5 protein-coding genes are annotated in these 13223 nt (G+C 72.9%); 2 read left to right on the top strand and 3 right to left on the bottom strand.

All coding sequences use genetic code 11. The features are described 5' to 3' along the window. Nucleotides 1-44: 44 nt before the first annotated feature. Nucleotides 45-5549 carry a pullulanase-type alpha-1,6-glucosidase gene (gene pulA, locus ACFO6V_RS21535; protein WP_377139142.1) on the bottom strand — a complete coding sequence of 1835 codons (5505 nt, stop codon included), beginning with the start codon at nucleotides 5547-5549 and terminating at the stop codon, nucleotides 45-47. A gap of 212 nt (nucleotides 5550-5761) precedes the next feature. Then, nucleotides 5762-6208: a GNAT family N-acetyltransferase gene (locus ACFO6V_RS21540; protein ID WP_377139145.1), complete on the bottom strand. Its 447-nt coding sequence runs from the start codon at nucleotides 6206-6208 to the stop codon at nucleotides 5762-5764. Nucleotides 6209-6262: 54 nt separating this feature from the next. Here ACFO6V_RS21540 and ACFO6V_RS21545 point away from each other — a divergent pair, with 54 nt between their 5' ends. Continuing rightward, nucleotides 6263-7738 carry an MFS transporter gene (locus ACFO6V_RS21545; RefSeq protein WP_377139148.1) on the top strand — a complete coding sequence of 492 codons (1476 nt, stop codon included), beginning with the start codon at nucleotides 6263-6265 and terminating at the stop codon, nucleotides 7736-7738. Nucleotides 7739-7815: 77 nt separating this feature from the next. Continuing rightward, nucleotides 7816-9396, top strand: a complete 1581-nt coding sequence (locus tag ACFO6V_RS21550) for a glycosyltransferase family 39 protein (protein ID WP_377139150.1) — start codon at nucleotides 7816-7818, stop codon at nucleotides 9394-9396. Between the two features lie 60 nt (nucleotides 9397-9456). Here the strand turns inward: ACFO6V_RS21550 and ACFO6V_RS21555 are convergent, their stop codons facing one another. Continuing rightward, nucleotides 9457-13092, bottom strand: a complete 3636-nt coding sequence (locus ACFO6V_RS21555; protein WP_377139152.1) for an ATP-binding cassette domain-containing protein — start codon at nucleotides 13090-13092, stop codon at nucleotides 9457-9459. Nucleotides 13093-13223: the final 131 nt, after the last annotated feature.

The following is a 13223-nucleotide window of genomic DNA, read 5'->3' on the forward strand; positions in this document are numbered from 1 at the left end:
GGCCTGTGGCCGCAACCAGGTCTGCAGTCGACAACTGAGGGCGATCAGCCTCGGGCGTCGGTCAGGACGGCGACCGTCCTGGCGGGGACCGCGACGGTCCCGTCGGCCGCGTCCCACTCCGTCCCCTGGACGACGGCGTCCGCCCCGCGCGCCTGCACCCGCGAGAGGGCGTAGTCGCGGCCCGCGAGCTCGGGCACCTCCACCGTCGCCGACGTCGGAGACGCGTTGAACACCACGAGCACCCCGTCCAGGCGCCGGTCGACGTCGGACCTGCCCGCGCGGTCGTCGATCGACATCGTGATCACGCCCGGGACCGCGTCCGGGCCCGAACCGGGGAACGTCACCTTCTCGCGGATCAGCTCGGCCGAGCCCAGCCGGAACAGGTCCGTCGAGTGCCGCAGCTCCAGCAGCTCGCTCGCCTGCGCCGAGGCGAACGCGATGTCGTCAGGGGTGGGCTTGAGCGCGGGGTCGGCCAGGAGCGGGCCCTGGAGCGGCCACTTGTCCTCGTTGTCGGCGGCCATCGGCAGGCCGCGCCCGAACCCGTTGTCCCGCCCCGACCAGTCGATGGCGTTGAACCAGTCCCCGGAGTCGTACGAGTTGCGGTCCAGCGACTTGGAGCGCAACAGGTCCGTACCCGCGTGCCAGAACGAGGGCGACTGGGACAGCGCGGCGGTCGCGAGCGACACCGTGTTCATCCGGACCCGGTCGGTCATCGGGGTCTCCGCCGGCAGCTTGAGCGTAAGCAGGTCGAACAGCGTCTCGTTGTCGTGTGCGTCGACGTAGGTGACCACCTCCTCGGGCGAGTCCGCGTACCCGGCAGGCGAGCCCCGGTAGTCCAGCTCGTCACCCCTGACCCGTTCCCCCGATGGGGTGGTGATCTCGTAGGAGCGCAGGTTGCCGGCCAGGCCGAGCTTCACGAGGTCGCTCTGGTGCGCCAGGTCGGCCGCCTCGTCGGCCCCGCCGTCGTTGACGGTCGCCGGGTCGCCGAGCCGCGCGTCCCTGCCGTTCGGGTCGGTGAACAGCCCGGTCCCGAAGCCCTGCGTGAAGAGGGAGGCGCCGTCGACCGGCGAGCCGCCGTGGACGGCGTCGCGCAGGCGGTCGCTGAACGTGCCGATCCCCGTGCCGCCGAGCTGGCCCTGCGTGGCCTGCTCGAACCGCGCGTTGTCCGCCACCTCACCGAAGTTCCAGCCCTCGCCGTACAGGTACACGCTCTTGCCGTCCACACCGTCACGCCGCAGGGTGAGCTCGTCCAAGGCGGCTCGGACCGCCTCCATGTTCTCCCGCGAGTGGTGTCCCATGAGGTCGAACCGGAACCCGTCCACGCGGTAGTCGCGGGCCCAGGTGACCACCGAGTCCACCATCAGCTTCTGGGCCATGGCGTGCTCCGTGGCGACGTTCTGGCAGCAGGTGCTGGTCTCGACGGCGCCGCTGACCGGGTTCTGCCGGTGGTAGTAGCCGGGCACCACGCGGTCCAGCACCGACTTCGGGTCCTGGCCCGACGCCGCGGTGTGGTTGAAGACCTGGTCGAGCACCACCTGCAGGCCGGCGCGGTGCAGGTTGCCGACCATCGAGCGGAACTCGGCGACGCGCTTGCCGCCCTCGGCCTCGACGGCGTAGGAGCCCTCCGGCGCCATGAAGTGGTAGGGGTCGTAGCCCCAGTTGAAGCCGTCCTGCCCCTGGATCTCCGCGACGGCGGCCTGCTGCTCCGCGCTGTCCGGCGCGAAGCCCGACAGGTCGCCGGTCGTGGCCTGGACGGCACGGTCCTCGGGGATCGAGGCGATGTCGAACGTGGGCAGCAGGTGCACGGTGGTCAGGCCGGCGTCGGCCAGCGAGCGCAGGTGCCTCATCCCGTCGGAACGGCTCGTGCCGAACGCGCCGTAGGTGCCGCGCAGCCGCTCGGGCACCGTCTCGTCGGTGATCGAGAAGTCGCGCACGTGCAGCTCGTAGATCGTCTGGTCCACCGGGTTCTCGACGACCGGTGCGGGCGTGCCGCGCCAGACCTTGGGCCGCCAGTCCGCGGCGTCGAGATCCACCGCCACCGAGTGGGTGGAGTCGAGCGTGAGGCCCACCGAGTAGGGGTCGGTCACGACGTTGGTCTCGACCTGGCCGGTAGTCGGCACGTACACCTCGACGGCGTACCGGTACCGGGCTCCCTGCCAGCTCGTTCGCCTGTCGAGACTCCGCCCGCCGTCGAACGTCCAGGCGCCGTCATCCTGCCGCTTCATCTCGAAGGTGCGCGGCTCGGCGTCGAGCGACGACCCCGCAGGCCAGGCCTGCAGCGTCACCGCCCGCGCCGTCGGCGCCCACAGCGTGAACGACGCGTTGCTGCCCCGCCACGTCACGCCCAGCGCGCGGTCGGTGGCGAACAGGTCGTCCAGCACGCCGGGGATCTGCACGCCCGTGGCTGCGGTGAGCGTCTCGCCGTCGTGCCGGGTCAGCCGGAGCGCCCCGCGCAGGGCCGACGCTGCCGCGGCTCGGTCCATGCCCTCGACCTCCAGGGCGAGGTGCCCGGCCAGGTGGGGGAAGTCCTCGGCCACGTCCGCGGGCAGCGCGCCCGGGTGCAGCGCGTACGACGTCGGATCCTCCGGGTCGCCGGTCTCCAGCGTCCAGCGGTCACCGGCGCCGAAGTCCTGGGCGGGCGCGAGGACCAGGTTCTCGCGCACCCAGTGCGCGGCCTGCTGCCCCTCCCCCGGCGTTCCGGGGGTGCCGACCTGGACGGTAGGCACCTTGGTCTCCGGGTCCCAGGTGAACGTCACCGGGCCGCCCCCGGTGGAGTAGGGGATGTTGGCGCCGTCCCGCACGCCGTCCGCCCCGTAGTTCTCCGCCCAGGAGCCGTTCAGCGCGACCTTGAACTCGTACGAGCCGGCGGGCAGCTCGAACGTGCCCGTGTAGGTGCCGTCATCGGCGAGGGTGAGGCGCGCGGCCTCGCAGTCCGGGGTCCAGTCGCCGGCGCAGCCCATCTCGCTGTTGTGCGAGCCGGCGACGGCGACCATGTCGATCTCGGGGTCGGTGCCGTCGTCCACCACGCCGCTCACGTCGACGCCCACCGAGGCGTACGAGCTGGCGGCGGCACGGTCGCCGTCGGCGTCCTGGGTCACCGTGCGGTACTCGACGAGGGTGCCGTCGGGCAGGGCGTCGCCGTTGGCGCTCACGTCGTGGAACACCCGCGGCGTGGTGTCCTCGGCGGTGCCGAGGTGGTGCCAGTCGCCCGTGCCGACCGCGCGCCAGGCGAAGGAGGTCTCGGCCCAGGCGTCGTCGATGCCCGCGGCGACCGGGGCGACGCCGGACAGCGCGGCCCCCGGCCGGGCGCTCGTGCCCGGGACGACGGTGACGGCTCCCGCGGAGTCGGCGCCCACGGTGCGGTCGGCGACCAGCACGACCGCGGAGCGGGCGGGGACGGTCAGCGTGACGGCGCCGTCGGCGTCGGCCGTGACCGCCGTCTCGGTGCCGTACAGCGGCGCGAACGTGGCGCCCGGGGTGAGGGAGTCGAACGTGACCGTCCGCTCCGCTGCCGCGTTGTTCGCGGCGACCAGGTGCTCGACCTGCTCGTCGCGATGCACGCGGGAGAACGCGTAGACACCCGCGCCGTCGGCGGCGTACCGCTCGATCTGGGCGCCCGTGGCGAGCGCGGGGTGGTCCTCGCGCAGGGCGGCGAGCGCCGCGATGTGCTCGTAGAGCGGTGCGTCGGTCCCGTACCGGTCGAGGCTCCCTGCCTGCTCCCCCGTGACCAGGGGCTGGTTCGCGTACTCGTCGACCTGGGTGGCGAAGAGGGTCTGCCGGGCGTCCTTGTCGCCGCCGGTGCCCGCGAAGCCCTGCTCGTCGCCGTAGTAGACCACCGGCTGGCCGCGCGTCAGGTACATCAGCTCGTGCGCCAGCTCGTCGCGCGCCAGCGGGTCGTCGGAGCCGGCCAGCATGTAGCCGACACGCCCCATGTCGTGGTTGCCCAGGAACGTCGGCAGCGCGGCTGGGCTGCTGTGCGGCGTCGTGTACAGGTCGTCGGACGCGTACAGGTCCGCGAGCCGCTGCGCGCTGTTGCCGCTCGCGTAGCTGGTGGCGGCGGACTGGAAGGAGAAGTCCAGCACGGAGCTCATGTCGGTGCGCCGCACGTACGGGGAGGTCTTGGCGGCGTCGGCGTCGTACACCTCGCCGAACGTGAAGAACTCGTCCTTGCCCTGCGCGTGGGCGTACTCCTCGATCTCGGCCGACCACTCCTCCCAGAACTCGAAGTTCACGTGCTTGACGGTGTCGATGCGGAAGCCGTCGATGCCGAGGTCGATCCACGCCTTGTAGATCTCCTCGAAGCCGTCGACGACGGTCGGGTGCTCCGTCATGAGGTCGTCCAGGCCGCTGAAGTCGCCGTACGTGACGGACTCGCCCTCCCACGTCGAGTTGCCCCGGTTGTGGTACAGCGTCGGGTCGTTGAGCCAGGCCGGGACCTTGACGTCCTGGTCGGCCGGGTCGATCACCGGTGTGTACGGGAAGCTGGTGGCGGCGTCGAGCTCGGGGAAGCTGCCCGTGCCCGCGTGGTCGGCCGGGTCGAAGGGGTTGCCGGCGGCGTCCGTGTACGGGGCGGCGGCCTGGTCCACGTAGTCGTAGGTGCCCTCGGCGTAGTCGACGACGTCGGCCGTGTGGTTGGTGATGATGTCGAAGTAGACCTTGAGGCCGCGCGCGTGGGCGTCGTCGATCAGGGCCTCGAGCTCGGCGTTGGTGCCCAGGTGCGGGTCGATGCGCGTGAAGTCGGTGATCCAGTAGCCGTGGTACCCGGCACTGACGTCCGCGCCCTCGCCTTGTACGGGGCGGTTGAGGAAGCTCGGGGTGAGCCAGATCGCCGTCGTGCCCAGGTTCTCGATGTAGTCGAGGTTCTGGCGCAGGCCCGCGAGGTCGCCGCCCTGGTAGAAGCCCTTGTCTGCCGGGTCGAAACCGGTGGCGAGCCGGTCGCCCGTCAGGCCGCCCTCGTCGTTGGCCGGGTCGCCGTTGGCGAACCGGTCGGTCATCACGAAGTAGAAGCGCTCGTCGCTGCCGGGCTGCCGGACGGGTTCGCGCACGAGGGCGCCGTCCTGCTCCGTGTACCCGCCCGCGAGGGTGAGCGGGGTCAGGGCGGTGCGGTGGGTGGCGTCGTCGTAGGTGACGCGGAGCGTCGCGGGCCCTTCGAGGTGGAGCGGGATGTTGTCCTGGCCGCCGTCGCGGCCGTAGGACTCGTCCCACGCGTCGTCCAGCGCGACCTTGTACTCGTAGGTGCCCGCCGGGACCTCGAACTCCGCGACGAACGTGCCGTCGCCCTGCGCGACCAGCTCGGTCTCCGCGCACGCGGGATCCCAGTCGGCGGCACAGCCGAGCTCGTCCTGGAGGCTGCCCACGAGGGCGGCCGTGCGATCCGCGGCCTCAGCCTCGTTCGCGTTGGGCTGGTTGGCGGTGGCCGACGCCGACGCGGCGAGCCCGAGCGAGGCCACGAGGGTGACTGCACCGAGCCCCGCGGCCGCGCGATGCCGCGCAGTACGCCCAGGAGATGTGCGGAGCTGAACCGGGCGCGGGCGCGCGGTGCGAGACATGGATGACCCCTTCGTCGTCCGGAACCCCAGTAGTGATCGATCGCGACTGTAACGCTTGCAGAAGTTTGCAGCAAGGTTCGCTGGCGACCAATCGACCGACCGCTCGCCGGGTCACCAGAAAGGTCCGCCTCCACCACACATCTGCGAGCGCTTCACGGCTGAGAACCGTGCGCAACCGTGTGGTGGGAGCGGACCTTTGCGGATCCGTGCCGTCAGAGCGGGAGCTTGAAGCCCTCGTGCGACTGCTCGTAACCGAGACTCCGGTAGAACCGGTGCGCCTCGGGCCGCTGCTTGTCCGACGTGAGCTGGGCCAGGGCGCAGCCCCGCGCCCGGCCGCGTTCGTGCGCGTGGTCCATCAGCCGTCGGCCGATGCCCTGGCCCCGCAGCGCGCGGTCCACCCGCACGGCCTCGACCAGCAACCGGGAGGCGCCGTTGCGCGAGATCCCCGGGATGAACGTCAGCTGCATGACGCCGATCACCTCACCGTCGAGCTCGGCCACGATCAGCTCGTTGTCCGGGCTCGCCGTGACGGCCTCGAAGCCTCTGATGTGCGGCTCGCCGTAGCTGCCGGTGCGGCGGGCGGCCACCGCGTCGTCGGCGATGAGCTCGACCACGCGCTCGAGGTCGTCGCGCTCGGCCTCACGAAAGATCATTTCCATGGTTGTCACCCTACGATCGAGGGGTTGTCCCGTTCCCCGAGAGGCGCATCTTCCGTGACCAGCTCCCCCGTGCCCGCCAGCCCGGACGCGACCCCGCGCAGCTCGTGGATCGCGCTCGCGGTGCTCATCCTCGGCGTCTCGATGGCCCTGCTCGACACGACGATCGTCAACGTCGCGCTGCCGACCATCCGCACGTCGCTCGACGCGTCCGAGGGCACCCTGTCCTGGATCATCTCCGGGTACGCGCTCGCCTACGGCCTAGCCCTCATCCCCGCCGGGCGGGTCGGTGACCGGGTGGGGCACAAGTGGGTGTTCGTCGTGGGCCTCGCCGGGTTCACGCTCGCGAGCCTGTGGTGCGGGCTCGCGGACGGCGCCACCGAGCTGATCGTGGCCCGCGTGGTCCAAGGCCTGTGCGGCGGCATCTTCTTCCCGGCCGTGACGGCGCTGATCCAGCTCATGTTCGCGGGCCGCACGCGCGGCAGGGCGTTCGCGGTGATGGGCGCGGCGATCGGGTTCTCCACGGCGCTCGGGCCGATCGTCGGCGGCCTGCTCATCGAGGCGTTCGGCGAGAACGAGGGCTGGCGCTCGATCTTCTTCGTCAACCTGCCGTTCGGGGTGATCGCCGTCGCCGCGGCGATCGTGCTGCTGCCCCGCATCGTCGTGGGCAGCTCCGCGCGCGGGGTCGACGTCGTGGGGCTGCTGCTGATCTCTGTCGCGCTCGTCGCCGTGCTCGTGCCGCTCATCGAGGGCGAGGACGCCGGCTGGCCGTGGTGGACCTGGACGTCGCTGGTCGGCGGCCTGCTGCTGCTCGTCGCGTTCGCGTTCTGGGAGCGCCGGGTCGCGGGACACGGCGGCAGCCCGCTCGTGCCGCCCCGCCTGTTCGCCCACGCCGCGTTCACCGGCGGCGTGATCCTCGCGCTGGTCTACTTCGCGGCCTTCACCAGCATCTTCTTCACGATCTCGATCTTCTGGCAGTCAGGGCTGGGCCATTCCGCGCTGGCTTCGGGGATCGTGTCGGTGCCGTTCGCCATCGGATCGATCGTCGGTGCGTCGCAGAGCGAGCGCCTGGCGCACCGCCTGGGCCGGTCGGTGCTCGTGATCGGCACGGGCATGGTGGCGCTCGGGCTCGTGTCGCTGTGGCTCGTGCTCTGGCTGGTGCCGACCGGCGACCTGACGCACTGGACCCTCGCCGCACCCCTGCTGGTCGGCGGTATCGGCAGCGGCCTCTTCATCGCGCCGAACGCCCAGTTCATCGTCGCCACCGTGGACCGCGACCAGGCCGGCGCGGCGTCGGGCGTGATCGGCACCATGCAGCGCGTCGGCTCGGCGGCGGGCATCGCCGTCGTCGGCTCGGTGCTCTTCGGGTCGCTCACGTTCCCGCCCGGACGGCCGACGCCCGAGGTGGTCGCCGACACCTTCGCGCACGCCGCGACGATGGCGATGGCGACGAGCGCCGCGCTCGCCGTGGTGGCGTTCCTGCTGGTCTTCACGCTGCCGCGCCGGGTAGACGACCGGGTGCGGCCCGCCTAGCGGGGATTCCCGGCGGCGCAGAAGACCACCCGCGCCGGCCCTGGCGCGTCGCAGACGGCGGCCGGTACGTTCCGGCCATGGCGGTCGCGTCCGCACCACCCGGCCCTGGCTCGCTGTCGACGCGCCCGGCCGACGGCCTGCCCGCCGTCGGCTGGGTTCCGGTGGGGGCCGCGGTGCTCGTGCTCGGCGTGCTGCTGACCGCCGTCAGCACCCGGTACGGGTACCACCGGGACGAGCTGTACTTCCGCATGCTCGACCCGGCCTGGGGATACGTGGACCAGCCGCCGCTCACGCCCTGGCTCGCGCGGACGTTTGCCGACCTGTTCGGCGACACGCTGCTGGTCATGCGGGTGCCCGCCACGTTGGCGCACCTCGCCGCGATCGTCGTGATCGCGCTCGTGTCGCGCGAGCTGGGCGGGCGCACCGGCGCACAGGCCCTGGCCGCCTGGGGTTACGGGACGGCGGCGATCCCGCTGGCGTTCGGGCACACGTTCCTGACCGCGAGCCTGGACCTCGTCGTGTGGCCGGCGGTGCTGCTGTGCGTGATCCGGGCAGTGCGGCGCGACCCGCGCTGGTGGCTCGCCGCAGGGCTGGTCACGGGCATCGCCATGTACAACAAGCTGCTGGTGGCGGCACTGGTCGGCGCACTGGTGCTGGGACTGCTGGTCGCGTGGCCGTGGCGGTCGCTCCGCACGACGGGTACGCCGGGCGCGACCGCTCCGGCGGAAGGCCAAGACGCCACCGTCCGCTGGCCCCTCGCGACGCCCTGGCCCTGGGCGGGTGCGGCCGTCGCGCTGCTGGTGGGACTCCCGAACCTCCTCTACCAGGCCACGAACGGCTGGCCGCAGCTCGCGATGGGAGCGGCGCTCGGCGAGAACAACGCAGCGGACGTGCGTGCCGAGATGTGGCTGTTCCAGCTGCTCACTCTCGGGCCGCCGCTCGCGTTCGTGTGGCTGGCCGGGCTGTTCTGGCTGTGGCGGCGTCGGCCGACACTGCGGTTCCTGGTGGTCGCGTACCCGGTGCTGCTGGCGTTCACCTACGCGGCCGGGTCCCAGACGTACTACGCGACAGGCTTGCTCGCGGTGCTCTTCGCCGCCGGCTGCGTCCCGGTCGCGGCATGGGCACGGACGACGTGGCGGCGGGTGGCCGTCGCGGCGGTCGTGCTGCTGAACGCGGCGGCGTGCCTGGTCATCAGCCTGCCCCTGGTGCCCGTCGAGGACCTGGCCGAGACGCCGGTCGCCGATATCAACGCGTCGGCGCAAGACGCCGTCGGCTGGCCGGAGTACGTGCGGCAGATAGCCGACGTGCACGACGCGCTGCCCAAGGCGGACCAGGACCGGGCGGTGGTCCTCACGCAGAACTACGGCGAGGCCGGGGCGGTGGACCGGTACAGTCCGGCGCTCGGCCTGCCGCCGGCGTACTCGGGGCACAACGAGCTGTGGGAGTACGGTCCGCCGCCGGACTCGGCGAGCATCGCGCTGGTCGTCACCGAGGCGCCCGGCGCGTGGGGTGACCGGTTCGCGGAGTGCGCCGTCCAGGGGCAGCTCGACAACGGCGTGGACGTCGACAACGAGGAGCAGGGCGTCTCGGTGCTGGTGTGCCGCGAGCCGGTGGGCGGCTGGGCCTCGCTGTGGCCCGAGCTCAGGCACCTGGACTGACTCTCCGCCCGCCCGCGCCGGGCGCCGGACGCATCCTTCGCGCCCGGCGCTCGGCAGTCGTCAGCCGGCGAGGTGGCTCCACCTCGCCGCGAGGTCGGCCCACGGCCCGACCTCGGCGACCTTGCCGTCCACCAGCACCACCACGCGGTCGGCGCGGGCGAGGGCGGCACGCTTCGACGTCGCGCCGACCACCGTGGTGCCCCGCTCACGCAGGGCGGTCCACAGCTCGATCTCGGTCGAGGCGTCCAGCGCGCTGGAGACGTCGTCGGCCAGGAGCAGCTCCGTGTCCGCGGCGAGCGCCCGCGCGAGCGCGAGCCGCTGCACCTGCCCGCCCGACAGGCGCACACCCCGGTGCCCCACCAGCGCGTGCGGGCCACCGGCCTCCTCCATGTCCTGCGCCAGCCGTGCGCCCTGGACGGGGCCCACGATGTCGCGGGCGTGGTCGAGCCGCACGTTGTCCGAGAACGTGCCGGACAGCACGCGCGGCACCTGGGCCACGTGCGCCACCTGGCCCGGGCGCAGGAACGCCTGGGCGTCCGTCACCTCCGTACCGTTCCACCTGACCTCGCCGGTGTGCTCCATGAGGCCGGCCAGCGCGGACAGTAGCGACGACTTGCCCGAGCCGACCTGGCCCAGGAGCAGCACGAGCTCGCCGCGCCTGATCTCGAGGTCGACGTCGGAGACGCCGATCGTGCCGTCGTCGTGCACAGCCGTCAGGTCGCGCAGATCCAGGCGGTCCAGGGGTTCGCGCCGGGTGGGCTCGGGGGCGGGCGCGGTGCCTGTCACGAGGTCGACGCCGCGCTGCCGCGACACGAGGTCGGTGCCGCCGGCGAACCGGGCAGTGGCGACCTGCCAGGCCCGGGTACCGGGGGCCTCGGTGACGACCGCGCCTGCCACGACACCGAACCAGGCGAAGCCCATCACGGCGCTCGCCACGAGCAGCGTCGTGGCCAGGTCCCACCTGTCCGTGAGGAAGAACGACCACGCGGCGACGACGCCCGCGTACAGGGTCACGAGCGGCACCGAGTCGAGGACCGCCTGCACCCGGTGCTCGAAGATCGCCGCCGTCACGCGGCCGGCGTCGACCTCGCCGAGGTGCCGGCGCACGTCGGGCGTGCGGGCGGCGAGCTTGACCGTGCGCGCCGAGTCGAGCGCCGAGACCAGGGCGCGGCCGAACCGCGCACGCGCAGCAGAGGAACCCGCGGCCGACCGGCCGGCGATCGGCCGGCCGATGGCCGAGGCCAGTGCCGACACGACCATGACCGCCAGCAGGACGGCGCCCGCGGTCCACGTGCCGCTGATCAGCGCGGTGACCGCGACGATCGCGAGGCCGTTGACGAAGTCGACCCAGCGGTCCGCGTACCGCACGAACCGGTCGGCATCCATGGACCGGGCCACGACCTCGCCGGGCGGCGTGGCCGGGAGCCGGTACTGCCGGGTCTGGCCGTGCATGACGGACATGCGGATCCGCAGCAGCACCTCGACCCACCAGCGCGGGTACACGCCCAGCGCGCGGGAGATGAACAGCGGCTGCATCACCAGCAGCACGGCGAGTGCGACCAGCAGGTTCACCGGCAGCTCGCCGGTGCCGACGCGCTCGACGGTGCGGCCCCACAGGAATCCGGTGACCGCGCCCTGCGCCGCCACCAGGCTTGCCAGGAGGAACAGGACGGCGCCGAACAGGCCCCACTTGGGGCGGACGAAGAGCGCGTGCAGCACGCCCCGCGCGAGGCTGGGTCCGGTGCCCGGCTCGGGCAGGTCGGGCGGTGTACCGGCCCGTCGGCGGCCGCCGACGGCGTCCGGTTCTGCCGTAGCGGTGTCGCTCGTGGCCGACGCTGTGCCGGGATCGGCCGTTGCCGCTTCGGGCGCGGCGACCGTCTGGGCCCGCACCTCGGCAGCGGCGTCGGTCTCGCCACCCGCCGCGGCGGCGTCCAGCGAGCCGTCGCTGGCCCCCGCCTCGAGCAGCGTGCGGAACGGTCCGGGTACACGAGCGAGCTCGGCGCGCCGCCCCTGCTGGACCACACGGCCGTGGTCGAGCACGGCGACCAGACCAGCTCGCTCGATGGTGCCGAGCCGGTGCGCGATGAGCACGCCGGTACGCCCGGTCAGCAGCCGGTCCGACGCCGCCACCACGCGCGCCTCGGTGAGCGGGTCCATCCGCGCGGTCGCCTCGTCGAGGACGACCAGCTGCACGTCGCGCACGAGGAGCCGCGCGAACGCGACGAGCTGCTCCTCCCCGGCCGACAGCGTGGTACCGCCCGGCCCGAGCAGGGTCTCCAGTCCGTCGGGCATGCCTTCGACCCAGTCGGTCAGGCCGAGCTCCCGCACCGCACCCTCGATGTCGGCCCGCGGCACGTCGGCGAACAGGGCGATGTTCTCCGCGAGCGTCCCCGCGATGATCTCGGTGCGCTGCGTGACGACGCCCACGGCGCCGCGCAGCTTCTGCAGGTCCAGGTCGCGCACGTCGGCACCGCCGAGGAAGACCGAACCGGGGTCCGGCTCGACGGCGCGGGACATCAGCGCGGCCAGCGTCGACTTGCCCGAGCCCGTGCGGCCCACGAGCGCGATCGTCTCCCCCGCGGGTACGGACAGGTCCACGCCGCTCAGCGCGAACGTGCCCTCGGCGTACGCGAAGGTCAGGTCCCGCACCTCGAGCCCGAGCGGCCCGTCCGGGAGGTCGTCGCCGCCGTCGGGCTCCGGCTCGACCGCGAGCATCTGGCGGATCCGCAGCACCGCGCCGAGGCCCTCCTGGATGTCCGGCAGGTGGTGCACGAGGTTGTCCATCTGGCCCACGAACATCGCCGTGACCAGGAACAGCGTGACCAGCTGGTCCACCGACAGGCCGCCGCCCGATGCCACCACCGCACAGACGACGGCGGTCCCGGCCAGCAGTGCGTACATCACCAGTCCGGCCCGCCGCAGGAGCTTCTCCTCGACGCGCACCACCGCGCGGAACTTGTCGTGCACGACCGCCGAGAGCTGCGCGACCCGCCGCACCGCGAACGCCTGACCCAGGCTGGTCCGCAGGTCGTTCCGGGCGGCCACGGCCTCCTCGAAGGCCGCGGCGTGGTCGGTCCACGCCGCCTCCTCGATCACCTTGCGGCGCGAGATCTCGCCGAGCAGGGTCCGGGTGAGCAGCGCGACGATTCCACCGAGCACCGGGAACAGGAGCCAGGCCGGCCACCACGTCACGCCGGCGATGATCCACATGGGAACGACGCCGACCACCGTGCGGCCGGCGCCCCAGAGCTGACGGCGCACGAGGGTGCCGACGGCGTGCGTGTCGTCGTCGACCCGGTCGAGCACCTCGCCCACCGCCTGCTCGGACAGCGTCGCGAGCGGCTGGCGCAGCGCGGCGCTGAGCAGGTCGCTCCGCAGCTTGCCCTCGGCGCGGTCCACGACGCTGGCCCAGACGACCTGCCCGACGCCGTCGAACAGCGCGCCGCCCACCACGCACACGGCGAGCAGCACCAGGCCGACGACCGTGGCGTCCGCTGCCAGCTGCCCGGCCGCCACCGTGCCGAGGGCCTGACCAACGGCCCCCGCGGTCAGCGCGAGGAGGGCGATCACCGCGGCCACGCCGCGCAGCCGGCGCCAGTCGAGGCGGCGGTCCGGGTCGTCCGTCAGCACGGGCGCAGGGCGAGGCGACGCCTCGGGGTAGGGCGTGGTCTCAGGGGTCTGCGGTGCGTCGATCATGGTTTCCTGAGGCTACGTCGGGACACCGACAGTCCCCGCCTCTTTTTCCACGGAGCGACCAACCTCACGCCGGTCACCCCAGACAGAGGATCCGCGAAGTAGAGCGCCTGTCCGGTCTCGACGGGCTCGAC

Source organism: Promicromonospora alba, assembly GCF_042654905.1.
GTDB lineage: Bacteria > Actinomycetota > Actinomycetes > Actinomycetales > Cellulomonadaceae > Promicromonospora > Promicromonospora alba.